22 protein-coding genes and 1 pseudogene are annotated in these 22,175 nt (G+C 65.8%); 17 read left to right on the forward strand and 6 right to left on the reverse strand.

From position 1 onward, the window contains the following. Positions 1–2,193: type I polyketide synthase (locus BRAO375_RS13230; RefSeq protein WP_035640201.1), on the reverse strand; the 2,193-nt coding region annotated here is incomplete at its 3' end. Then, on the reverse strand, positions 2,190–3,407 hold the full coding sequence (locus BRAO375_RS13235; RefSeq protein WP_009027977.1) for an MFS transporter: 1,218 nt from the start codon (positions 3,405–3,407) through the stop codon (positions 2,190–2,192). The genes BRAO375_RS13235 and BRAO375_RS13230, both read right to left, overlap by 4 nt. A 392-nt stretch (positions 3,408–3,799) precedes the next feature. On the opposite strand from BRAO375_RS13235, the gene BRAO375_RS13240 reads away from it, so the two are divergent. From BRAO375_RS13240 to dhaK, 13 genes are all read left to right on the forward strand, one after another. Beyond that, positions 3,800–4,450 carry a 4'-phosphopantetheinyl transferase family protein gene (locus tag BRAO375_RS13240; protein WP_064742411.1) on the forward strand — a complete coding sequence of 217 codons (651 nt, stop codon included), beginning with the start codon at positions 3,800–3,802 and terminating at the stop codon, positions 4,448–4,450. A gap of 330 nt (positions 4,451–4,780) precedes the next feature. Continuing rightward, positions 4,781–6,112 carry an ABC transporter substrate-binding protein gene (locus BRAO375_RS13245; protein WP_009027979.1) on the forward strand — a complete coding sequence of 444 codons (1,332 nt, stop codon included), beginning with the start codon at positions 4,781–4,783 and terminating at the stop codon, positions 6,110–6,112. Between the two features lie 122 nt (positions 6,113–6,234). After that, positions 6,235–7,197, forward strand: a complete 963-nt coding sequence (locus tag BRAO375_RS13250; RefSeq protein ID WP_009027980.1) for a carbohydrate ABC transporter permease — start codon at positions 6,235–6,237, stop codon at positions 7,195–7,197. Beyond that, positions 7,194–8,147, forward strand: coding sequence for a carbohydrate ABC transporter permease (locus tag BRAO375_RS13255; protein ID WP_009027981.1), 954 nt, complete (start codon positions 7,194–7,196; stop codon positions 8,145–8,147). The genes BRAO375_RS13250 and BRAO375_RS13255 overlap by 4 nt, the downstream gene beginning before the upstream one ends. Further along, positions 8,144–8,362, forward strand: a complete 219-nt coding sequence (locus BRAO375_RS13260) for a hypothetical protein (RefSeq protein WP_009027982.1) — start codon at positions 8,144–8,146, stop codon at positions 8,360–8,362. Before BRAO375_RS13255 ends, BRAO375_RS13260 begins: the two co-directional genes overlap by 4 nt. Positions 8,363–8,366: 4 nt before the next feature. Further along, positions 8,367–9,476 (forward strand): ABC transporter ATP-binding protein, encoded by a 1,110-nt coding sequence (locus BRAO375_RS13265; protein ID WP_009027983.1) that lies wholly within the window; start codon positions 8,367–8,369, stop codon positions 9,474–9,476. Then, positions 9,469–10,479 carry an ABC transporter ATP-binding protein gene (locus BRAO375_RS13270; RefSeq protein ID WP_009027984.1) on the forward strand — a complete coding sequence of 337 codons (1,011 nt, stop codon included), beginning with the start codon at positions 9,469–9,471 and terminating at the stop codon, positions 10,477–10,479. The genes BRAO375_RS13265 and BRAO375_RS13270 overlap by 8 nt, the downstream gene beginning before the upstream one ends. Positions 10,480–10,482: 3 nt before the next feature. Next, a complete protein-coding gene (dhaL, locus tag BRAO375_RS13275) occupies positions 10,483–11,088 on the forward strand; it encodes a dihydroxyacetone kinase subunit DhaL (protein ID WP_009027985.1) in 606 nt (201 codons plus the stop codon). Between the two features lie 2 nt (positions 11,089–11,090). Then, a complete protein-coding gene (gene dhaM, locus BRAO375_RS13280) occupies positions 11,091–11,489 on the forward strand; it encodes a dihydroxyacetone kinase phosphoryl donor subunit DhaM (RefSeq protein ID WP_009027986.1) in 399 nt (132 codons plus the stop codon). Positions 11,490–11,501: 12 nt separating this feature from the next. Then, positions 11,502–11,804, forward strand: coding sequence for an HPr family phosphocarrier protein (locus BRAO375_RS13285; RefSeq protein ID WP_052536084.1), 303 nt, complete (start codon positions 11,502–11,504; stop codon positions 11,802–11,804). A 2-nt stretch (positions 11,805–11,806) separates the two neighbouring features. Then, complete coding sequence (gene ptsP / locus BRAO375_RS13290; protein WP_009027988.1) at positions 11,807–13,411, forward strand: phosphoenolpyruvate--protein phosphotransferase; 1,605 nt, start codon at positions 11,807–11,809, stop codon at positions 13,409–13,411. Beyond that, the gene (locus BRAO375_RS13295) at positions 13,408–13,848 is read left to right on the forward strand and encodes a hypothetical protein (RefSeq protein ID WP_009027989.1); all 441 of its coding nucleotides are present in this window, start codon (positions 13,408–13,410) and stop codon (positions 13,846–13,848) included. Before ptsP ends, BRAO375_RS13295 begins: the two co-directional genes overlap by 4 nt. Then, positions 13,845–14,834, forward strand: coding sequence for a dihydroxyacetone kinase subunit DhaK (gene dhaK / locus BRAO375_RS13300; protein WP_009027990.1), 990 nt, complete (start codon positions 13,845–13,847; stop codon positions 14,832–14,834). The genes BRAO375_RS13295 and dhaK overlap by 4 nt, the downstream gene beginning before the upstream one ends. A 17-nt stretch (positions 14,835–14,851) precedes the next feature. Here the strand turns inward: dhaK and BRAO375_RS13305 are convergent, their stop codons facing one another. From BRAO375_RS13305 to BRAO375_RS13320, 4 genes are all read right to left on the reverse strand, one after another. Beyond that, entirely contained in the window at positions 14,852–15,211 is a 360-nt protein-coding gene (locus BRAO375_RS13305) for a carboxymuconolactone decarboxylase family protein (RefSeq protein ID WP_008961564.1), read from the reverse strand. Positions 15,212–15,220: 9 nt separating this feature from the next. After that, on the reverse strand, positions 15,221–18,457 hold the full coding sequence (locus BRAO375_RS13310; protein WP_009027991.1) for an efflux RND transporter permease subunit: 3,237 nt from the start codon (positions 18,455–18,457) through the stop codon (positions 15,221–15,223). Continuing rightward, positions 18,454–19,455: an efflux RND transporter periplasmic adaptor subunit gene (locus BRAO375_RS13315; RefSeq protein WP_009027992.1), complete on the reverse strand. Its 1,002-nt coding sequence runs from the start codon at positions 19,453–19,455 to the stop codon at positions 18,454–18,456. Before BRAO375_RS13315 ends, BRAO375_RS13310 begins: the two co-directional genes overlap by 4 nt. A 118-nt stretch (positions 19,456–19,573) precedes the next feature. Continuing rightward, a complete protein-coding gene (locus BRAO375_RS13320; RefSeq protein WP_175345321.1) occupies positions 19,574–19,882 on the reverse strand; it encodes an ArsR/SmtB family transcription factor in 309 nt (102 codons plus the stop codon). Between the two features lie 120 nt (positions 19,883–20,002). Here BRAO375_RS13320 and BRAO375_RS13325 point away from each other — a divergent pair, with 120 nt between their 5' ends. The 4 genes and pseudogenes from BRAO375_RS13325 to BRAO375_RS38555 form a co-directional block, all read left to right on the forward strand. Next, positions 20,003–21,289 (forward strand): NAD(P)/FAD-dependent oxidoreductase, encoded by a 1,287-nt coding sequence (locus BRAO375_RS13325; protein WP_009027994.1) that lies wholly within the window; start codon positions 20,003–20,005, stop codon positions 21,287–21,289. Further along, positions 21,286–21,726 carry a thioredoxin TrxC gene (gene trxC / locus BRAO375_RS13330; RefSeq protein WP_009027995.1) on the forward strand — a complete coding sequence of 147 codons (441 nt, stop codon included), beginning with the start codon at positions 21,286–21,288 and terminating at the stop codon, positions 21,724–21,726. The genes BRAO375_RS13325 and trxC overlap by 4 nt, the downstream gene beginning before the upstream one ends. Before the next feature lie 52 nt (positions 21,727–21,778). Further along, positions 21,779–21,982: a YgaP family membrane protein gene (locus tag BRAO375_RS13335; protein ID WP_009027996.1), complete on the forward strand. Its 204-nt coding sequence runs from the start codon at positions 21,779–21,781 to the stop codon at positions 21,980–21,982. 44 nt (positions 21,983–22,026) lie between these two features. Further along, positions 22,027–22,175 (forward strand): annotated as a pseudogene (locus tag BRAO375_RS38555) (cytochrome c oxidase accessory protein CcoG); the annotation flags it as partial.

Genomic DNA, 22,175 nt, shown 5'->3' on the forward strand with positions numbered 1-22,175 from the left:
GAACATGTCGAGCACAGGCTGCAGCAGATGTGAATGAAAGGCGCGCGTGGCCGGCAGCCGCCGGGTCTGCACGCCGTGCGCTTTCCACCGCGCGTCCTGTGCTTCGATCGCCTCTGGCGATCCGGAGATCACGCATTGCGCGGCTGTATTGATTGCAGCGAGCCGCAGATCGGGGCCGAGCTCACCGATCGCGGCTTCGCTCAGCGCAACCGCGAGCATCGCGCCCTCAGGGCTCGCCTGCATCGCTTCGCCACGGGCGACGACGAGCGCCAGCGCGGCATCTTCCGGCATGACGCCGGCGATGCAGGCGGCGGTGAGCTCGCCGATGCTGTGGCCGATCAGCCGATCCGGCGTCAGCCCCCAGGACATCAGCACGCGGCCCAGCGCGTATTCGATCACGAACAGGGCCGGCTGCGTCCAGCGCGTGTCGCCGAGAACGGCGCCATCAGCACGGCCTTCGCCAAGGACTTTGCGAATGTCGGTGCCCGTCAGACGCAGGATCGTCGCGGCACAGCGGTCGACGGTGTCCTTGAACAAAGGCTCGCACCGGAGCAGGCCGCTGCCCATGCCGGCGAACTCCGCGCCCTGGCCCGGGAACATGAAGCACAGTGGTCGCTTCATCGCGCCGACGCGACTGGCGATCACCGCTCCGCTACGGCAAGCATCCAGAGCCTCCCTTGCATGTGCCGCAACGATCGCGCGCCGTCGGGCGAAGTGGCGACGGCCGGTCTGCAAGGTGAAGGCAGCGTCGGCGAGGTCGGGCGGCCGAGGTGCCGACAGCGCGTCGCCGAGTTGGCGGACCATGGCATCGGCGACCGTGTCATCATGAGCCGACAGCGGCAGGATCAACGGACGTTCGTTCGTCGTCTCGCTTCTTGCCGGAGCAGGCGCTTCCTGCAGCACCGCGTGCGCATTGGTGCCGCCGATACCGAACGAGCTCACTGCCGCAAGACGGGCGCGGTCCGATGTCCATGGCTGCAGGCGGTCGTTGATCACAAAGCGCGTGCGGCCGAGTTCGAGCTTGGGATTTGCCGCGCGATAATGCAGCGTCGGCGGGATCTCACGGTGATGCAGTGCCAGCGCCGCCTTGATCAGGCCGGCCACGCCGGCTGCGGCCTTGAGGTGCCCGACATTGCTTTTCAGAGAGCCGATCCAGCACGGCTGCGCTCCCGGCGCGGCCGGTCCGAACGCCTCGGCGAGCGCGGCGATCTCGATCGGGTCCCCCATGACGGTGCCGGTGCCGTGCGCCTCGATGAAGCCGATCTCGGCGGGATCGACGCCGGCGACCTTGCGCGCGAGCGTCACCACATCCGCCTGGCCTTGAATGCTGGGCGCCGTGAAGCCGACCTTGCGGCCGCCGTCATTGTTGATGGCCGTGCCGCGGATCAGCGCATAGATGCGGTCGCCGGCCTCAAGCGCATCCTCGGCCCGCTTCAGCGCGACCACGCCGACACCATTCGACGGCAGGGTGCCGGCGGCACCGGCATCGAACGGGCGGCAACAGCCGTCCGGGGACTCCACCGAGCCATGAGCGAACGTATAGCCCTCGGCATTGGGCGTGCTGATCGAGACGCCGCCGGCAAGTGCCAGATCCGACTCGAACGTCAGCAGCGACTGGCAGGCCAGGTGGACCGCGACCAGCGAGGTCGAGCAGGCGGTCTGTACCGTCAGGCTCGGGCCGCGCAGATCGAGCTTGTAGGAAACGCGGGTGGCGAGAAAGTCGGGGCTGTTGCCGAAGAAGATCGGCGTCGACCTGGCGGCCTCTACGACGTCGCGCGAGCGCGCGAGCAGCGCGGACTGATGGCTCTGCTCGGCCTCGCCGGCGAACACGCCGATCCAGCCCTTGAAGGCGGCGGGATCGCAGCCGGCATCCTCGAGCGCGTGCCAGCAGCTCTGCAGAAACCAGCGGTGCTGCGGATCGAGATAGGCGGCCTCGCGCGGCGGAATCCCGAAGAACTCCGCATCGAAGCAATCACCATCCTCGATCAGGCCCTTTGCCGGCACGTAGTCGGGATGATCGACGAGCGAGGCGGGGAGACCAGCCGCAATCAGCTCCTCGCGCGACAGACGGCGGACTCCGTCGCGGCCTTCCCGCAGCAACGACCAGAATTGGGCCACGTCGGCCGCGCCGGGGAAGCGCCCGGCCATGCCGACGATCGCAATGCTGCCGGGAGGCACTGACGGCGTCGTCATGTGGCGACGGCCGCACGTGCGATGGAGTTGCCCGCAAAGGCGGCGGCGAAGCCGATCAGCGCGCTCACGAACATCAGGCTGAAGATCGGCGCATGCTCGGTGGTTTCGATGAAGCCGGCGGTGGCCGAGATGGCCGCCGCCAGCACCGTCATCAGGAAGGTGACCAGCGCCGACGATGTCGCGATGTCTCGCGTTGCCTCGCTCAGAGCCGCCGACCGGCCGACCACCACCGCCATGCCGAGCCCGAAGGTGAAGGTGCCCGCCGCCAGCAGGATCAGCGTCACCGATGGATCGAGCACGCTGGTCAGCCAGCCGATCGCGGCACCGATCACGGCCAGGCTGCAGCCGACGAGAATGTTGGCTTGCAGCGACAGCCATTGCCGCCGCAGCGACTCCCGCACCACGATCGATCCGATGATGAAGGGGAGGAAGGCGACGAAAGCCAGGATGCCGTAGGTGTGCACCGACACCTTCAGCTTGTGCATGAACAGAAAGGGGGCGCCGATGAAGAAGATGGTCAGCGCCCCGGTCAGGCAGCCGATCATGGTGGCGTAGAGCACCAGTCGGCGCTGGCCGAGCGCGATCCGGTAGCTCTCCAGCGTGACCTCGAGATGGGGCCGCGTCTTGTGCTCCTCGGCAGATGGCGCGAGCGTTTCGGGACTGGCAAAGGCAAACGGACCGAGCGCGAGCACGACGGCTGCCAGCACGGCGAACAGGCCGCGCCAGCCGAGCGTTCCGACCAGCGAGGTGCCGATGATCGGCGTCAGCGCCGAAGCGAGGGCCAGCGCGGTGCCGAGGCGGGCGAGGATCATCAATGTCGCCTGTGCATCACGGCTGTCGCGAATCATTGCCTGTCCGACGGTCGGGAGGACGCCTGCGCCCACCGACAGAATGAAGATGCCGACGAACACGCCGGCGATCATCTGCGCCACCGCCGCGGTAACGGCGCCGAGCGCAAGCAGCCCGACGCCTCCGATCAGCACGGGGCGGCGACCAAAACGGTCCGCCAGCGGTCCCACTACGATCTGGACGGATGCGTAGCCGGTCAAAAAAACACTCATCAGCATCTGCGATCGGCCAGCTGAAATCTCAAAGTATCGACCGATCTCCGGCAGGGCCGGAGCAAACACGAAATTTGATAGCTGCGACATGACGATGGCTGCACCTGCCAGCGTCGGAATGAAGCGTGTATCGAGCTTGGGAGCTGCGCTCATTTGTCCGACGGAGTTGCCGCGCACCGAATCATGACGTCAGAATATCCTAATGGAAGATGCATCCTTATGAACTATCGCATAAGTCGCACCATATAATTTGGTGCAAACGCGAACAAGCGCGTGGCTGTGTTGTGCACAGACGTGACAACTACATGGCTCGCGCGCCGGCACTGCGCGTCGTATCTCGATATGACTGATGGGTTGGCATCCGACGCCGGAGCGACGGCTATCATTCCTATTCGGGTGGTCGCGCCGCGAGGGCCGCCATGCCAATCTGATGGTGCGTGAACACCGATACGTATGTACAACGATGGGCGTTCGGTGTGGATCACCGCGACCATCTGCGGGTGGGGGCCACTGCATCGAAGGCTCATTGAGTCGAAGGCATGTTGATGACGTCGATTGCAGCTCTGTTTCCTGGCCCGGTGGTGGTGGAGGCCTCTACGCTGCTGCCTGATGCTGAGCTGTTTGCCGACGAGTGCGCCTTCGTCCAGGCCGCCGTTCCGAAACGGCGGGCCGAGTTCGCGTCGGCGCGAGTTCTCGCGCGGAAGGCGCTCGCAGCCCTCGGAGCCCCCTTGGTTTCGCTCGTGCCGGCGCCGGACCGCTCGCCGGTCTGGCCGCTAGGCTACACCGGAAGTATTTCGCATTGCTCGGATTATTGTGCGGTGGTCGTCGCGCGGAGCCGCGATATCCGCTCCCTTGGCCTCGACGTGGAGGACAAGCGTGAGCTCGATCCCGCGATGCAGGATCTTGTGCTGACACGCGCAGAGCGGCAGTGGCTCGAGTCTCAGCTTCCAGTGCTTCGTCCGGTGCTGCCGATCCTGATCTTCAGCGCCAAGGAAGCCTATTATAAGTGTCAGTATCCGATCACGGGCGGCTTCCTCGATTTCCAGGATGTCGAGCTCGCGATCGAGTGGGCGTCCGGCACGTTCGAGGCGCGTGTTCTCAAGACGGGGTGGCCGGCCGCCGTCGCCCGTCTCTCGGGGCGGTTCGTCGTTGACCCGGATCGCGTCGGCTGCGGCGTCGCACTGATGCCTGACTGACACGAACGCATCTTAAGGTTGGGTCCGAGGAGGACGCGCTGACCTGCCGCAGGAAAATGTCCTCCGGCCACTTCCGGAAAATACATCGACAGACGAACCGGTTACCGCATGCGCTAAACATGCTGCGTCGCTGATCCGGCCAAATCGCGCTTGACATGTTTAGTCGGCGTGAATTTACTAAACAAAATACTTAACTCGGGCGGATGACCCGGAGCCATGGGGAAACGCTTGCAGCTCCCGCTGTCGTTGTGACAGCAGCCTTGGGCTGCGGGCCGAGATCGCCGTCACCTGCGCAAAGGCAGGGCGGCGCCAACAGGGAGGGAGTGCCAGATGAAGTTGCTGCAGACATTTGCACTGACGGCGACCGTCGCCGCCGCGACAGTGCTCGGCGCATCCGCGCCGGCACGGGCCGAAGGAAAGACCATCACGCTGTGCTGGGCGGCGTGGGACCCGGCCAACGCGCTGGTCGAGCTGTCGAAGGATTTCACCGCCAAGACCGGCGTCAACATGAAGTTCGAGTTCGTGCCATGGCCGAACTTCGCCGACCGCATGCTCAACGAGCTGAACTCCAAGGGCAAGCTGTGCGACCTGATGATCGGCGATTCTCAATGGATCGGCGGCGCTGCGGAGAACGGCCACTACGTCAAGCTCAACGAGTTCTTCGACAAGGAGGGCATCAAGATCTCCGACTTCATGCCGGCCACCGTCACCGGCTACGCCGAATGGCCGAAGGGCTCGCCGAACTACTGGGCGCTGCCGGCGATGGGCGACGCCAATGGCTGGACCTACCGCAAGGACTGGTTTGCGCGGCCGGAGATCCGCGAGGAGTTCAAGAAGAAGTTCGGCCGCGAGCTCGAGGTGCCGAAGACCCAAGCCGAGCTGAAGGACATCGCCGAGTTCTTCCAGAAGCGGGTGATCGACGGCAAGACCGTCTATGGCGCGGCGATCTTCACCGAGCGCGGCTCGGAAGGCATCACCATGGGCGTCACCAACGCGCTCTATCCGTTCGGCTTCAAGTACCAGAACCCGAAGAAGCCGTATGACATGCAGGGCTTCGTGAACTCCGACGACGCGGTGAAGGGACTCGAATTCTACAAGGCACTGTACAAGTGCTGCACGCCGCCGGGCTACTCGAACGGCTACATGCAGGAGGGCCTCGACGCCTTCAAGTCCGGCCAGGTCGCGCTGCAGATGAACTGGTTCGCGTTCTTCCCGGGCCTCTACAAGGATCCGAATGTCGGCGGCGACAAGATCGGATTCTTCGTCAATCCGGCGCAGAAGGAGAAGGGCTCGCAGCTCGGCGGGCAGGGCATCTCGGTTGTGGCCTATTCGCCGAACCGTGCCGAGGCCCTGGCCTACATCAAATGGTTCGCCTCGCTCGACACCCAGAAGAAGTGGTGGTCGCTCGGCGGCTACAGCTGTCACAAGGGCGTGCTGAACGACCCGAACTTCAAGAATACCGCGCCGTTCGCCGCCGACTTCCTGGTGGCGATGGACCAGGTGGTCGACTTCTGGGCCGAGCCGTCCTACGCGCAGCTGCTGCTTGCCATGCAGAAGCGGGTTCATGACTACGTCGTCGCCGACCAGGGCACCGCCAAGGGGGCGCTCGACGGGCTGATCTCCGACTGGACCAAGGTGTTCAAGGAGGACGGCAAGCTCTGACGCGGGGCACCTCGCGACCGCAGGCGAGGAACGATCAACATTCCATCCGGCAGGCTCGGCCTGCCGGATGGACCGAAAGCCCCTCAACGCAAGCTCGATGCAGCAGTGAAGTAGTCCCTCGCATGACCGATCAAACCGGATTGAGCGGCCTCGTCGACCGCGCCGCCCTGGTGACTCCGCCCGTCGTGGCGCGGCGCGTCCGCGGCCTGTCCGAGCGTGCCATCGCCTGGCTGTTCATCACGCCGACCATGCTGCTGCTGCTCGCGATCAACATCTTCCCGCTGATCTGGACCATTCGGCTGTCCTTCACGAACTACCGCGCCAACCGCCCCAACGCGACGGTGCTCGACGTCGGGCTCGCCAACTATCAGTCGATCCTGACGGATCCGGATGTGTGGGCGGCAATGACGGTGACCGCGCGCTTCGTGTTCTGGAGCATCCTGATCCAGACCTTGCTCGGTTTCGCCTTGGCGTGGCTGATCGACAAGAAGTTCCGTGGCCACGGCCTGTGGACCACCCTGATCCTGCTGCCGATGATGCTCTCGCCGGCCGTTGTCGGAAATTTTTGGACCTTTCTGTATCAACCCCAGATCGGGTTGTTCAACTACATCATCTCGGCATTGACCGGCGCACCGGCATCCTCGTTCCAGATGCTGGCGCAGGTCCCGCTGGCGCCGTGGGCGATCGTCATCGTCGATAGCTGGATGTGGACGCCCTACGTGATGCTGATCTGTCTCGCAGGCCTGCGCTCGATCCCGGACTACATCTATGAGGCGGCCGAGGTCGACCGTGCCTCGCCTTGGCGGCAGTTCTGGTCGATCACGCTGCCGATGGCGCTGCCTTTCATCATGCTTGCGGTGCTGTTTCGAGGCATCGAGAACTTCAAGATGTTCGACATGGTCAACCTCCTGACCGGCGGCGGGCCCGGCTCGACCACCGAGGTCGCCTCGATCACGTTGAAGCGCGAGGCGTTCGAAAAGTGGCGCACCGGCTATTCCTCGGCCTTCGCCATCATCCTGTTCGTCACCGTGTTCGGTCTCGCCAACATCTATGTCAAGGCGCTCAACCGGGTGAAAAGCCGATGACCGGTCTCGTTACCGCCCACTCCGTGGTCGATCCGTCGCCGCTCACCAAGCGAATCGCGGCCGTGGTAGTGATCGCCTATGCGGTCATCACCCTGGTGCCGCTGCTGTGGATCGTGATGACCGGCTTCAAGTCGCCTTCGGATGCGATCGCCTATCCGCCGAAGATCGTCGCCGAACCGACGCTCGAGGGCTACTGCAACCTGTTCACGACGCGCAGCCGCCAGGCGCCGGACTACATGGCCAAGCTGCCGCCACCGTCGGGCCTGTGTGACCGCATCTCGCGTGACCGCAACATGGTGATCGCCGGTCCGTCGAACTACATCCCGCGTTACGTGAACTCGCTCGTGATCGCCTTCGGCTCGACCGCCTTGTCGGTCGTGCTCGGCACGCTCGCGGCCTATGCGTTCTCCCGATTCAAGGTGCCGCTCAAGGACGATCTGCTGTTCTTCATCCTGTCGACCCGGATGATGCCGCCGATTGCCGTCGCGATCCCGATCTATCTGATGTATCGCGAGCTCGGTCTGTCCGACACGCGGCTCGGCATGATCCTGCTCTACACCTCGGTCAACATCTCGCTCGCGGTCTGGCTGCTGAAGGGCTTCATGGACGAGATCCCGCGCGAATATGAGGAGGCGGCGATGGTCGACGGCTACACGCGGCTGCAGGCCTTCTTCAAGGTCGTGCTGCCGCAGGCGACCACCGGCATCGTCGCGACCGCGATTTTCTGCCTGATCTTCGCCTGGAACGAATATGCCTTCGCGGTGCTTCTGACCTCCGGCACGGCGCAGACCGCGCCGCCGTTCATTCCGATCATCATCGGCGAGGGCGGGCAGGATTGGCCGGCGGTCGCGGCGGGCACCACGCTGTTCCTGATCCCCATCGTCGTGTTCACCGTGCTGCTGCGCAAGCACCTGTTGCGCGGCATCACCTTTGGAGCGGTGCGCAAATGAGCGAGGTTGCGCAGGATCGACCGGCTGATCTCGCGGGCTCACGCTGGCCCCGAGCGCTGCGGCGCGGACCGATGGAGAGCGTCGCGACGGTGCTGATCGCAGCCGGCGTGCTGATGCTGCTGCAGCCCTTCGCGCTGGTGCTCTACACCTATTCCTTTGTCACCACGCTCGCCGGTGTCGTGATGTTCACCATCGTCTCGAAGTTTCCGGACTGACGTCATGGCCGAGATCCGGATCGAAAACCTCGTCAAGCAGTTCGGCGACTTCGCGGCTGTGCGCGGCGCCAGCTTCACCATTGCCGATGGCGAGTTCTTCTGCCTGCTCGGTCCGTCCGGCTGCGGCAAGACCACGACCTTGCGCATGATCGCCGGCCTCGAGCTGCCGACCTCGGGCACGATCAGCCTTGGAGGCGAGGATGTCACGTTCCGCCGCGCCCGGGAGCGTGACATCGCGATGGTGTTTCAGCTGTTCGCGCTCTACCCGCATATGAACGTCCGCAAGAACATCTCCTTTCCACTGGTCTCGATGGGCGTACCCAAAGCGGAGATCAAGCGCCGCGTCGAGGAAGCGGCCCGCATCCTGCGCATCGACCACCTGATCAATCGTCCCGTCAGCGGTCTGTCCAGCGGTGATCGCCAGCGCGTCGCGCTCGGCCGGGCCATCGTGCGCGAGCCAAAGGCGTTTTTGATGGATGAACCGCTTGGCGCGCTGGATGCCGAGTTCCGCCACATCATGTGCGGCGAGCTGCGCGCGCTGCATGATCGGCTCAAGGCGACCACCGTGTTCGTCACCCATGACCAGCTCGAGGCGATGTCGATGGCCGACAAGATCGCGGTGATGAATCGCGGCGTGGTCGAGCAGCTCGGCACGCCGCAGGAGATCTATGATCGTCCGGCATCGATGTTCGTCGCGGATTTCATCGGCTCACCGGCCATGAACTTCATCCGCTTCGATGCCAGGCTCGCGGCCGGTGCGACTCGTGTCGAGATCGACGGCACGGAGATTGGTGTGCCGGAGCTGCGAGAGGACGCGGCCGCCGGTGAGCTCGTGCTTGGTGTGCGGCCGGAGCAGGTGATGCTCACGACTGACGGTGGCCTGCGAGGCGAGGTGTTCGGCGCGGAATATCTCGGCACCACCCAGATCGTCACGATCACCACGGCGCATGGCATGGTGAAGGCGCGCATCCCGGCCGCGGTTCGGGTCGAGCGGGCGGAACCGGTCGGACTGAGCTTCCGCGCCGACCGGCTGTCGCTGTTCAATGCGGCGACCGGACGGGCGATACGGACGGCGCTGTACGAGCAGCCGGTGAGGGGAGGCCGTCATGGCTGAGACGCGACTGAACGCCATCAGCAAATCCTTCGCCACAAAACCGGCCGTGCGCGATCTCTCGCTGACCATCCGCGACGGCGAGCTCGTGGTGCTGCTCGGGCCGACTGGCGCCGGCAAGACGACGACGTTACGGCTGGTGGCCGGACTCGAGACGCCTGATCATGGTTCGGTGATCATTGGCGGTGTCGACCAGACCAACGCGACGCCGGCGGCGCGCGACGTGACCTTCGTGTTCCAGCAATACTCGCTGTATCCGCATCTGTCGGTCTACGACAATCTTGCCTTCCCGCTGCGCTCACCGGTGCGCAAGACGCCGGAAGCGGAGATCAAGCGGATCGTTGGCCTTGTCGCGGCGATGCTGCGGATCGAGGATAAGCTCGGCAACCGCGCCACGCAGCTCTCCGGTGGCCAGATGCAGCGCGTCGCGATCGGCCGCGCGCTCGTGCGCCGGCCCGCGATCGCGCTGCTCGACGAGCCGTTGTCCTCGCTCGACGCCAAGCTGCGCGCCGAGCTGCGCATCGAGCTGAAGCGCATCCAGCAGGATCTCGGCGCGACCATGCTCTACGTGACCCACGATCAGATCGAGGCGATGACGCTCGCCAACCGCGTTGGCGTCATCGATCAGGGCCGCCTGGTGCAGCTCGGCACCCCGCGCGAGATCTATGAGGACCCCGCCAACACCTATGTTGCGACCCGGCTGGGCAGCCCCGGCATCAATCTCTTGCCACGGGCGCTGTTCCCCGATCTCGCGGTTCCCGGCAGCGTGGCCACGATCGGTGCGCGGACCGAGCACATGATGGTCCGGCGCACGTCCAAGGATGCTGACGCGCGGGTGAAGTGGATCGAACATCTCGGCGATCAAAACCATCTTCACATCACGTTGCGTGATCAGACCATCGTCAGCCTGGTCGACCCGGATACGGAATTGAAAGTCGGCGACGCCGTCGCTATCGAGTTCACCCGGCCGCTGCTGTTCGACCGGGATGGCCAGCGGGTGAGATAGGGCATGGACCAGGATTTCAAGCGTCGATTGATCGGGGCGATGGCTGATGCCGTCATCGCCCATGCCGAGGAGCTGACGGCGCTCGATTCCGCGATCGGTGACGGCGACCACGGCCTCAACATGAAGCGCGGCTTCGAAGCGGTGCTCGCCGAGGCCGACACGATCGCCGCCAAGCCGCTGCCTGACGCGTTGAAGGCGATCGGCATGGCGCTGGTGATGAAGGTCGGCGGCGCCTCCGGTCCGCTCTACGGCACGCTCGCGATGGGGCTGGGCAAGGCGCTGCCCGCGGAGCCGACGGCGGCCGAGGCCGCGATGGCGTTGGCTCGCGCGATCGAGGATGTGAAAGCGCGCGGCAAGTCTGACGCAGGGCAGAAGACCATGCTCGACGTCTTGATCCCCGTGCAGGCGGCCTTTGCCGCGAATGGCGACGATCTCGCGACCCGCCTGCCTGCGGTCGCCGCCCAGGCGGCCGATGCGACCGTGCCGATGAAGGCGATCCGCGGTCGCGCCTCCTTTCTCGGCGAGCGTTCGATCGGACATATGGACCCCGGCGCGCGCTCGTCCAGCCTGCTGGTGCAGGCGATCTGCAGCGTATTCAACGAGGCCTGAACATGGGTGAGCAGAAGAACGTCGGCATCGTCATCGTGTCGCATTCCGCCAAGGTGGCGGAGGGCGCGGCCGACATGGTGAGGCAGATGGTCGGCGACAGCGTGCCGCTGGCGGCCGTCGGCGGCAATGCAGATGGCGGGCTCGGCACGGATGTCGGCGCCATCGTGGGCGCGATCGACAAGGCCTGGTCGGAGCAGGGGGTAGCGATCCTGGTCGATCTCGGCGGCGCCGAGACCAACAGCGAGATGGCGGTGGAGATGATGCCGGAGGAACGGCGTGAGCGGATCGTGATCTGCAATGCGCCGCTGGTCGAGGGCGCCGTCATGGCCGCGACGGAGGCCTCTGGCGGCTCATCGCTCGACGCAGTCCGGGCGACCGCCGAAGAGCTGATGGGTGGATGAGTGGAGACGACAATGGCTGACGGTGGAGAGATCGGCATGCAGGATGTGAAAGCGCATGCGCTGTTGACCAACGAGGTCGGGCTGCACGCGCGCCCCTCGGTCAAGCTCACCCAGCTCGCCAAGCGCTTTGAATCCACGGTGGAGATCGCGATCGCGGCTGACGGGCCTTGGACGGATGCCAAGAGTCCGGTGAAGATCATGCGCGTCAAGGCGGCCAAGGGCGAGACGCTCTTCATGCGTGCGAACGGCCCTGACGCGGAGGAGGCAGTGCGCGCGCTGGTCGAGCTCGTGAACCGCAAGTTTGACGAGGAGTGACGATGGAACAGCGCATCGTCGGGCGCGCGGCGTCTGATGGGCTGGCGATCGGACCGGCTGTGATCCTGCGTGCGTTGGAGGCGGCCAGCCGGGCGAAAGGCTCGATCGCCGAGGAGCACGCCGCGCTGGCTGCGGCGGTGGTGCGTGCGCGGCAGGCGGTCGCCGAGCTGATCGAACGGCTCGAGGGGGATGCCGCCGAGCTGATCGGCTTTCAGATGGCGCTGCTCGAGGACGATGCGTTGACCGAAGCGGCCTACGCCCGGATCGAGCGCGGCGCCGCGGCTGATCTCGCCTGGCGCGCGGCGATGGCCGAGGAGATCGCGGGCTATGAGTCCGCCGATGACGAGTATTTCCGTGCGCGCGCCGCTGATCTTGCTGACATCAGGGATCGCGTGCTGCGGCATCTGTTCGGACTGGGGGACGATGGCGAGCTTCCGAGCGGCGCAATCATCGTTGCGCGTGATCTCGCGCCGTCCACCTTCCTTGGTGTCGATTGGTCGAAGGGCGGCGGCATTGCGCTGGGCGAGGGCAGCCCGACCAGTCACGTCGCGATGCTCGCGCGCGGTCGCGGCGTGCCGATGGTGGTTGGGCTCGGCCAGGCCTGGGAGAGGCTGACGGGACAGGTGCTGGTCGATGGTGGCCGCGCCGTCGTCGTTGTCGATCCCAGTCCGGAACTGCTCCTCAGCGCCCGCGCGGAGGGTGATGAACTCATGCACCGCAAGGCCAATGCCATCGCGCGCCAGTGCGAGCCGGCGCTGACGCGCGACGGAACGGCCGTCGCTGTCCTCGTCAACATCTCCGGTCCAGCCGATATGACGACCGTGCCGGCCCGCGCCTGCGATGGCGTGGGTCTCGCCCGCACGGAGTTCCTCACCGCCAATCTTCTCCGCGACGAAGAGGCGCAATACCGCGCCTATGCCGAGCTGGTGCGCTGGGCCGATGGACGCCCGGTGACGATCCGCACGCTCGACGCCGGCGGCGACAAGCCGATTCCGGGCTATACGCTGGATGGTGAGAGCAACCCGTTTCTTGGCCTGCGCGGCCTCCGCCTGTCGCTGCGCCATCCCGACATCTTCCGCGTTCAGCTGCGTGCGCTGGCGCGCGCAGCGGTCCTCGGGCCCTTGAAGGTCATGCTGCCGATGGTGACGAACGTGGCCGAGCTGGATGCGGCACGCGGGCATTGGCGCGCGGTGCTGGATGAGCTTGCCGGCGGCAACGTCGCCTTTGCGGAGCCGGCCTTCGGCATCATGGTCGAGGTGCCGGCGGCAGCGCTCGCTGCGCAGCACTTTGCGGCCGACTTCTTCTCGATAGGCACGAATGATCTCACCCAATACGCCACCGCGGCGTCGCGAGACGGCGCCGAGGTGGCCGACTATGCCGACGTGCTGCATCCAGGAGTCCTTGCGATGATCGCGCATGTCGTCGGTGCAGGGCGGGCAAGGGGCGTCGACGTGTCGATCTGCGGCGATGCAGCCGGCGACGTCAGGGCGATCCCCGCGCTGCTCAAGGCTGGCGTGCGCGCCCTCTCGGTGTCGCCGGGCCTGTTGCCGCAGGTGAAAGCGGCGATCCGCGAGCTCGATCTCGCCAGACGGGGCGAGGGCGCATGAGCGAGCAGGCCGCAAATCCGCTGGCCGAATACAAGGCGATCCTGCGCGCGGTCATCGACAGCCGCCCGTCGGGCACGCGGCAGCGGCTGGCGGAGGCGATCGGCAAGAACCGCAGCTTCATCTCGCAGATCATCAATCCGGCCTATCCGACCCCGATTCCGCTGCAGCATATTGAGACCATCTTCCACATCTGCCATTTCTCGCCGCATGAGCAGCAGACGTTCCTCGCCGCTTATCGCGCAGCGCATCCCGGCCGCCTCGAGGATGCCGAAACGCTGCGGCCGATGCGGCGCCTGGTCGTGGAGTTGCCGGACTTCGGTGATGACGCGCTGAACGCCCATGCCGACCGCATCATCACCGGCGTCGCGCGCGGCATCTCCGCGCTGATCTCCGCCAATGAAAACAAGGACGATGCCGAACAGGGAGGCAAGCCATGAAGAAGCTGATCAATGCCGTCGACGCCGTGCTGACCGAGAGCCTGCAGGGCTTTGCCGCGGTCCATGGCGACATCGTCGCGCTCGGCGAGGACAACAAGTTCGTCCGCCGCAAGAGCCTCAAGCCGGGCAAGGTCGCGCTGATCTCCGGCGGCGGCTCCGGCCACGAGCCGCTGCACGCCGGCTTCGTCGGCCATGGCATGCTCGACGCGGCGTGCCCGGGCCAGGTGTTCACCTCGCCGACGCCCGACCAGATGCTGGCGGCTGCGCAGGCGGTCGAGACCGGTGGCGGCTCGCTGTTCATCGTCAAGAACTATGAAGGCGACGTGATGAACTTCGCCATGGCCGCGGAGATGATGGAGACGAAGGTCGCGACCGTCATCACCGACGACGACGTCGCGGTGGAGACCTCGACCTATTCGACCGGCCGTCGCGGCGTCGCGGGCACGCTGGTGGTCGAGAAGATTCTCGGCGCTGCGGCCGAGCAGGGGCGCGATCTCGACGCACTCAAGGCGCTGGGCGACGGCGTCAACAAGCGCACCCGCTCGATGGGCGTGGCATTGACCTCGTGCACGGTGCCGGCCGCCGGCAAGCCGACCTTCGCGCTCGGCGAGGACGAGATGGAGATGGGCGTCGGCATTCATGGCGAGCCCGGCCGACGCCGGGTCAAGCTCGCATCGGCGGATGCGATCGCCGAGGAGATGATGGGCGCGATCCTGGCGGATCTCGCGGCCAAGCCCGGCACGCCGTGCCTGCTGCTTGTCAACGGCTTCGGCGGTACGCCGGCGATGGAGCTCTATCTCATGGCCAACTCCGCGCGGCGCATTCTCGAAGCGCGTGGGCTTTCGATCGCACGCGGGCTGGTCGGCTCCTACGTCACCTCGCTCGACATGGCCGGCTGCTCGCTGACCGTCAGCGCGCTCGACGATGCGACGCTGGCGCTGTGGGACGCGCCGGTGCACACCGCCGCGCTGCGCTGGGGCTGCTGAGCGGACGAAAACGCGCCTCACGCGACAGCGGCCGCCTGCTGCTGGAACTGTTCGAAGGCGCCGATTGCGTCGGCCGCGTACATCAGCGACGGGCCGCCGCCCATGTAGATCGCCATGCCGAGCGTTTCCTCGACCTCCTGGCGCGTTGCGCCCAGGCGGACCAGCGCCTCGGCATGGAAGCCGATGCAGCCGTCGCAGCGGACGGCGACGCCGATCGCGAGCGCGATCAGCTCCTTGGTCTTCTTGTCGAGCGCACCGTCGGCGCCGGCAGCCCGCGCCAGCGCCGAGAAGCCTTGCATGACATCGGGGATGTCCTTGCGCAGCGTCTTCAGGTTACCTGAGATGTCCTTGCAGATCTCGTTGTAATTCTTGGTCATGGACATGTCCTAGGGTGCTTTCATGGTGGGTTTGACGGGCTCGCGCAGCGCGATGTAGATCGCGGGGATGACGAGCACGGTGAGCAGGGTCGAGGAGGCCAGGCCGAACAGCAGCGAGATCGCCAGCCCCTGGAAGATCGGATCGAGCAGGATCGTCGCCGCGCCGATCATCGCCGCAAGCGCAGTCAGCAGGATCGGCTTGAAGCGCACCGCGCCAGCCTCCAGCACGACATCGCGCAGCGTCTTGCCTTCACCGCCGCTGTGCCGGATGAAGTCGACCAGCAGGATCGAGTTTCGGACGATGATGCCGGCGAGCGCGATGAAGCCGATCATGGAGGTCGCCGTGAATGGCGCGCCGAGCAGCCAATGGCCGAGCAGGATGCCGATCAGGGTCAGCGGGATCGGCGTCAGGATGACCAGCGGCAGCTTGAAGCTTTTGAACTGCGCCACCACCAGCACGTAGATGCCGAGGATGGCCGCGCCGAACGCCGCGCCCATGTCGCGGAAGGTGACATAGGTGATCTCCCACTCGCCGTCCCACAGCAAGGTTGGATGGGACTCGTCCTTGGGCTGGCCATGGAAGCCGATCACCGGCTTCGGCAGCTTGCCCCAGTCATGCGCATCGATGCGGTCGGCAACCGCGAGCATGCCATAGAGCGGGGCCTCGAAGCGGCCGGCCAGCTCGGCCATCACCATATCGGCGAAGCGGCCGTCACGCCGGAAGATCATCGGCGATCCCTCTTCCATCGTGGCCTTCACGACCTGGCCGAGCTCGACCACGGTCTTGCTGCCGGGCAGGGTGTTGGCCGGCACCGGCGTCGAGGCCAGGGCCTGGCTCCAGCTCTTGCTGCGCTTCGGCAACTTGACCGCGATCTCGATCGGGTTGCGGTCCTCGCCGCGGTGCGAGTAGCCGACCGAGACGCCGCCGAACAGCGTCTGGATGGTGTCGTAGACATCGCGCTGCTCCACCCCGAAGTATTCGAGGCTGTCCTGGTCGATCGACAGCCGCAGCCGCGGCCGAGGCTGACCGATGGAGTCGTCGATGTCGACAATGAACGGGACGTCGGCGAACACCTTCTTCAGCTCGGTCGTCACGGCCCGCCGGGTGGCCGCATCCGGGCCGTAGATCTCGGCGAGCAAGGTCGCCAGCACCGGCGGCCCGGGCGGCACTTCGACCACCTTGATGCTGGTGCCCGAGGGCACCGAGACGGCCTTCAGCCGCTGCCGCAAGTCGAGCGCGATGTCGTGGCTCGAGCGCTTGCGGTCGCCGCGGGCGGCGAGATTGACCTGGAGTTCGCCGAGCTCCGGGCGTTCGCGCAGGTAATAGTGCCGGACGAGACCGTTGAAGTTGAATGGCGCCGCCGTGCCGGCATAGCTCTGCACGTTGCTGATCTCCGGCAGCTGAAGCGCGATATCGGCTGCGGCGAACAGCGTCCGCTCGGTATCCTCCAGGCTCGCGCCTTCCGGCAGATCGACCATCACCGCGATCTCCGACTTGTTGTCGAACGGCAGCAGCTTGACGGTGACGGACTTGGTTGCGAATAGCGTCATCGACAGCAGCGTGGCGATGCCGACGCCGAGCAGAAAGATCCAGGCGGAGCGCTTGCTGGCGACGATCGGGCGGGCAACGCTGCGGTAGATGCGGCCGAGCCGGCCCTCGCCATGCGCGTCGTGGCTGGCATCGTGATCCGCGCCGGCGGCAGCGGCGCTCTGCTTCGGCGCGAGCCGCAGCATCAGCCACGGCGCCACGACCATGGCGACGAAGAACGAGAACAGCATCGCAGCTGACGCGTTGGCCGGGATCGGCGCCATGTACGGGCCCATCAGCCCCGAGACGAACAGCATTGGCAGCAGGGCGGCGACCACTGTCAGGGTGGCGACGATCGTCGGATTGCCGACCTCGGCCACCGCCTCGATGGTCGCCTGCAGGCGTGGACGGCCGTCGCGCATGCCCCAATGGCGGGCGATGTTCTCGACCACGACGATGGCGTCGTCGACCAGGATGCCGATCGAGAAGATCAGCGCGAACAGGCTGACGCGATTGATGGTGTAGCCCATCAGGTTGGCGGCGAACATCGTCAGCAGGATCGTGGTCGGGATGACCATGAAGGTGACGAGCGCCTCTCGCCAGCCGATCGCGATCGCGATCAGCACGACGATCGAGATCGTCGCGAGGCCGAGATGGAACAAGAGCTCGTTGGCTTTTTCATTGGCGGTCTCGCCATAGTCGCGTGTCACCGTGACCGCGACGTCGCTCGGAATGAGGCTGGCCTTGAGCCCTTCGAGGCGCTGCCCGATGTCGTGCGACACCACGACCGCATTGGCGCCGGCGCGCTTGGCGAGCGCCAGGCTCACGGCGGGCACACGATGCCAATCGCCCTTGTCGTTGCGGGCGTCGTCCCAGACGCGGTGCTCGGCGAGATTGGGGCCGATGACCACGGTGGCGACGTCGCGCACATAGACCGGGCGGCCGTCGCGGGTCGAGATCAGCAGGAGGCCGATATCCGGGATGCCCGTCAGCGTCTGGCCGGCGGTGACGTTGCGCACGATGCCGCCATCGCGGACGTCGCCGGCGAGGAAGGAGCGATTGGCATCCTTCACCTTGGCGACGAGCTGCTGCAAGGTGACGCCGAACAGCGACAGCTTCTCCGGGCTGGGCTCGACACGGATCTGCTGGGCGCCACCGCCGGAGATGTAGGTCAGGCCGATATTGTCGACCTTGGTCAGCTCGGCGCGCAGCTTGTCGGCCAGCTCATAGAGGTCCTTGTCGGACCAGCGCTCGGCAGCTTCCGGCTTCGGCGACAGGGTCAGCACGGTGACGGCGACGTCGTTGATCCCGCGCCCGACAATGAGCGGCTCGGGGATGCCGACGGGGATGCGGTCGAGATTGGCGCGGAGCTTCTCATGGACGCGCAGGATCGCGTCCTCGAACTTGGTGCCGACCAGGAACCGCGCGGTGACCATGACGCGGTCGTCCTCGGTCTGGCTGTAGACGTGCTCGACACCGTCGATCGCCTTGACGATCGTCTCCAGCGGCTTGGTCACCAGCTCGACGCCATCCGGCGCACGCAGTCCGTCGGCGTTGACGCGGATGTCGACCATGGGCACGCTGATCTGCGGCTCTTCCTCGCGCGGGATCACGACGACGGCGATGAGGCCGACCACCAGCGAGGCGAGCAGGAACAGCGGCGTCAGCGGCGAGGCGATGGTCGCCTGGGTCAGCTTGCCTGAGAGTCCAAGTTTCACGGCTGCACCAATTGGTCGCCGGCGCGCAGGCCGGACAGGATTTCAAGTCCATCGGGAAGATCGGCGCTCGGCAAAGCGCGGCCGCGCTGCACCGGAACGCTGACTTGCTGCGATCCCTGCTGGAGCCGGACGTAGTCGATGCCGAAGCGGGTGGTGACGTAGCGGGAGGGGATGACATAGGCGTCACGCTGACCGCCGGAGATCCACACCCGCAGCCGGTCGCCGACGAAGTACTGGCCGAGACCTTGGACGATCGCGTCGGCGACGACGCGGCCTTCCTCGATCTGCGGATAGACGAGGTCGATCACGCCCCATTTGTCGCCGCTGTCGCCGAACTCGGCGCCATCGATGCGGACCTTGTCTCCGGCCTTCAGGAACAGGGCGTGGCGCTCGGGCACGCGCAGCCGCAGCTTGAAGTTCTGCTGCGCCACGGTCACCACAGGGTCGCCGGGAAGCACGACGGATCCGACGACGACGAGCTTCTTCAGCACACGGCCGTCATCGGGCGCCAGCACCTGGCCCTCGCTCATCTGCTGGTTGACCACAGCACGCTCAGCGGTCTTGGCCCGCAGCCCGTTTTCGGCGACATTGAGCGCGGTGCGGGTCTCGTCGAGCTTGACCCGGGGCAGGGTACCGCGTTCGACGAGTCCCTCGGTGCGGGTGAAGTCGATCTGCGCCTGGTTGGCCTGGGCCTGCAGCGCCTCGATCTGGGCGTCGAGCGACTTGAGCTGAAGCGCCAGCTTCTCGTCGCCGATCAAGGCGATCGGCTGACCGCGCTTGACCGGGTCGCCCTCGCGCACGGAGAGCTGAGCCACCGTGCCGCCGATGCGGCCGCGCGCCGGGACGACGCTGACGCTTTCCACCGTCGCGAACACCGCCTTCTCGTCGGCGACCTGGCGCGGGGTCACCGTCAGCGTTTCGGCAAGGGCCGGCGCGGCCTGCGAGCTCAGCTGGCAGGCCATCGCGGCGAGTAAGGTCAGGAGCGATAATCTGCGCATCGGCCTCATCCTGTCTGGCTTGAATCAAATCGTGTGGTTGGGCGAAACGGGCGGTCCAGACATCCCACCGGGATGCGGGTTCCCACTTGATGCCGGTCAAGTCGGCGATTGGACGCCGTCATAGTCTTGATCTCGATCCGGGCGGCCGGGCCGTGCAATAGACTTGGTAGAGCGTCTTCAGGACCTCGCGGGCCGGCTCGCTGGCGATCGAGTAGTAGATGGTCTGCCCGTCGCGCCGGGCGGTGACCAGACCGTCCTTGCGCAGCAAAGCGAGGTGCTGCGAGACGGTCGAGTCGCGCAGGCCGAGGAATGCCGCCAGCTCGCCGACCGACCGTTCAGCGTCGACCAGCTGGCAGATGATCAGGAGCCGGTGCCGGTTCGACAGCGCCTTCAACAGGTCACTGGCCTGGTCGGCCGCCACTTCCATGATGTCAGCATCAAATTTCATAGTTGCGTATATACAGATATTCGAATATATAGTCAAGGCCGGCCCGGGAGGTCGCGGCTCGAGCGAAACAAGAACGAAGCAAGGCGATGGAGGACCCAAATGGCGGACGTTGTCGTGATCGGAGCGGGGCTGAGCGGCTCCCTGATGGCTTATGAATTGCTGCCCCAGATGCGAAAGGAGGACCGCGTGACCGTCATCTCGCAGGGGTCCTCGTATCATTTCGTGCCCTCCAACCCGTGGGTGGCGGTGGGCTGGCGCAAGCGCGACGACATCGAGATCGATCTCGTCGACGTCATGCAGCGCAAGGGCATCCGCCTGCTGACCCAGGGTGCCAAAAGGGTGCACCCGGACGACAACCAGGTCGAGCTGACGGACGGCACGATGGTCGCCTACGACTATCTCGTCGTCGCCACCGGCCCCGAGCTCGCCTTCGACGAGATCCCGGGGCTCGGTCCCGACGGCCACACCCAGTCGGTGTGCCATGTCGATCACGCCGCCCATGCCAAGGCCGCTTTCGACAAGCTGGCTGAGAAACCAGGGCCCGTCATCGTCGGGGCGGTGCAGGGTGCGTCCTGCTTCGGGCCGGCCTACGAATTCCTCTTCATCCTCGAGACCGAGCTGCGCCGCCGCAAGATGCGCGACCAGGTGCCGATGACCTTCGTGACTTCCGAGCCCTATATCGGCCATCTCGGGCTCGATGGCGTCGGCGATACCAAGGGGCTGCTCGAGAGCGAGATGCGCGAGAAGCACGTCAAGTGGATCACGAGCGCGCGCGTCACCAAGGTTGAAGACGGCCGAATGTTCGTGGAGGAAGTGGCCGACGACGGCTCGGTGCGCAAGACCCATGAGCTGCCGTTCGCCTATTCGATGATGCTGCCGGCGTTCCGCGGCGTCGGCGCCGTCAGGGGAATCGACAAGCTGACCAATCCGCGCGGCTTCGTCGTCGTCGACAAGCATCAGCGCAATCCGGCCTATCCCAACGTATTCGCCATCGGCGTCTGCGTCGCGATCCCGCCGATCGGGCCGACACCGGTGCCGGTTGGCGTGCCCAAGACCGGCTTCATGATCGAGTCGATGGTCACCGCGACCGCGCTGAACATCGGCGCGCTGCTGCGCGGCGAGGCACCGAAGACGCAGCCGACCTGGAATGCGATCTGCCTCGCCGATTTCGGCGATTCCGGCGTCGCCTTCCTGGCGCAGCCGCAGATCCCGCCGCGCAACGTCAACTGGTCGTCGAAGGGGGAGTGGGTGCATTATGCCAAGGTCGCCTTCGAGAAGTATTTCCTGCGCAAGATGAAGCGCGGCACGCCCGAGCCGTTCTACGAGAAGTTCCTGCTCGACCGGCTCAACATCGCCAAGATCAAGGAAGTCAGGACGGGCACATGAGCGAGACCTTTCAACTGGTGTGCGGCCATTGCGGACAGATCAACCGTCTGCCCGCCGGCCGGGCGCCCACCCAGGGCAAATGCGGCAAGTGCCACGCGCCGCTGTTCTCCGGGCATCCGATCGAGGTCGACCAGGCCGCCTTCGCGCGCCACCTCGCGAATAGCGACCTGCCTCTGCTGGTCGATGTCTGGGCGCCTTGGTGCGGCCCGTGCCGGGCGATGGCGCCGATGTTCGCGCGCGCAGCCCAAGAGCTCGAGCCGCGCGTGCAGCTTCTGAAGCTGAACTCCGACGAGGCGCCGGAGGTCTCGGCGAAGTTCGGCATCTCCGGAATTCCCACCCTGCTGCTGCTGCAGAAGGGAAGGGAGCTGGCGCGGATCTCGGGTGCGATGGACTCGCAACGAATCGTCGCCTGGACACGGTCCGGCCTGCGGCCGTGATGCCGCGGCGCCGGGTTGACTACGCTCAAATGCAACCATGGAGGACCATGCCATGAACGTCGATAAAGCAGTTCTCACCTTCGCAGGGTTCGTCGTCCTGCTCAGCCTCGCGCTCGGCTGGTATGTCAATCCGTATTGGTTCCTGCTCGCGGCCTTTGCCGGCGTGAACATGATCCAGGCGTCGTTCACCGGCTTCTGCCCGGCGGCGATCGTGTTCAAGAAGTTGGGGCTGCGCAGCGGCAACGCATTCTCCTGAGCCGGCGGGAAGATGGGGCGAGATGAAGATGAAGCGAGGGCATCATGGCTGACCAGGGCGAAACCTATATTGTCGGGCCGCTCTACAAGGCGCGCGACAAGGTCTATCCGGCAGCCGTGCACGGCCGCTTCCGGCGCATCAAGTGGACGATCCTGTGCATTACGCTCGGCATCTATTATCTGCTGCCATTCGT

It is taken from the genome of Bradyrhizobium sp. ORS 375 (genome assembly GCF_000239775.1).
Lineage (GTDB): Bacteria > Pseudomonadota > Alphaproteobacteria > Rhizobiales > Xanthobacteraceae > Bradyrhizobium.

What these genes read in the sequence shown, in the direction of transcription:
- dhaL (WP_009027985.1), top strand. Translation starts at nt 10,483, where the DNA reads ATGGACCAGGATTTCAAGCGTCGATTGATCGGGGCGATGGCTGATGCC.
- ptsP (WP_009027988.1), top strand. Translation starts at nt 11,807, where the DNA reads ATGGAACAGCGCATCGTCGGGCGCGCGGCGTCTGATGGGCTGGCGATC.
- BRAO375_RS13260 (WP_009027982.1), top strand. Translation starts at nt 8,144, where the DNA reads ATGAGCGAGGTTGCGCAGGATCGACCGGCTGATCTCGCGGGCTCACGC.
- dhaK (WP_009027990.1), top strand. Translation starts at nt 13,845, where the DNA reads ATGAAGAAGCTGATCAATGCCGTCGACGCCGTGCTGACCGAGAGCCTG.
- BRAO375_RS13295 (WP_009027989.1), top strand. Translation starts at nt 13,408, where the DNA reads ATGAGCGAGCAGGCCGCAAATCCGCTGGCCGAATACAAGGCGATCCTG.
- BRAO375_RS13255 (WP_009027981.1), top strand. Translation starts at nt 7,194, where the DNA reads ATGACCGGTCTCGTTACCGCCCACTCCGTGGTCGATCCGTCGCCGCTC.
- BRAO375_RS13270 (WP_009027984.1), top strand. Translation starts at nt 9,469, where the DNA reads ATGGCTGAGACGCGACTGAACGCCATCAGCAAATCCTTCGCCACAAAA.
- BRAO375_RS13325 (WP_009027994.1), top strand. Translation starts at nt 20,003, where the DNA reads ATGGCGGACGTTGTCGTGATCGGAGCGGGGCTGAGCGGCTCCCTGATG.
- BRAO375_RS13315 (WP_009027992.1), bottom strand. Translation starts at nt 19,455, where the DNA reads ATGCGCAGATTATCGCTCCTGACCTTACTCGCCGCGATGGCCTGCCAG.
- BRAO375_RS13235 (WP_009027977.1), bottom strand. Translation starts at nt 3,407, where the DNA reads ATGAGCGCAGCTCCCAAGCTCGATACACGCTTCATTCCGACGCTGGCA.
- BRAO375_RS13265 (WP_009027983.1), top strand. Translation starts at nt 8,367, where the DNA reads ATGGCCGAGATCCGGATCGAAAACCTCGTCAAGCAGTTCGGCGACTTC.
- BRAO375_RS13320 (WP_175345321.1), bottom strand. Translation starts at nt 19,882, where the DNA reads ATGGAAGTGGCGGCCGACCAGGCCAGTGACCTGTTGAAGGCGCTGTCG.
- BRAO375_RS13245 (WP_009027979.1), top strand. Translation starts at nt 4,781, where the DNA reads ATGAAGTTGCTGCAGACATTTGCACTGACGGCGACCGTCGCCGCCGCG.
- BRAO375_RS13285 (WP_052536084.1), top strand. Translation starts at nt 11,502, where the DNA reads ATGGCTGACGGTGGAGAGATCGGCATGCAGGATGTGAAAGCGCATGCG.
- BRAO375_RS13240 (WP_064742411.1), top strand. Translation starts at nt 3,800, where the DNA reads ATGACGTCGATTGCAGCTCTGTTTCCTGGCCCGGTGGTGGTGGAGGCC.
- BRAO375_RS13305 (WP_008961564.1), bottom strand. Translation starts at nt 15,211, where the DNA reads ATGACCAAGAATTACAACGAGATCTGCAAGGACATCTCAGGTAACCTG.
- BRAO375_RS13335 (WP_009027996.1), top strand. Translation starts at nt 21,779, where the DNA reads ATGAACGTCGATAAAGCAGTTCTCACCTTCGCAGGGTTCGTCGTCCTG.
- BRAO375_RS13250 (WP_009027980.1), top strand. Translation starts at nt 6,235, where the DNA reads ATGACCGATCAAACCGGATTGAGCGGCCTCGTCGACCGCGCCGCCCTG.
- dhaM (WP_009027986.1), top strand. Translation starts at nt 11,091, where the DNA reads ATGGGTGAGCAGAAGAACGTCGGCATCGTCATCGTGTCGCATTCCGCC.
- trxC (WP_009027995.1), top strand. Translation starts at nt 21,286, where the DNA reads ATGAGCGAGACCTTTCAACTGGTGTGCGGCCATTGCGGACAGATCAAC.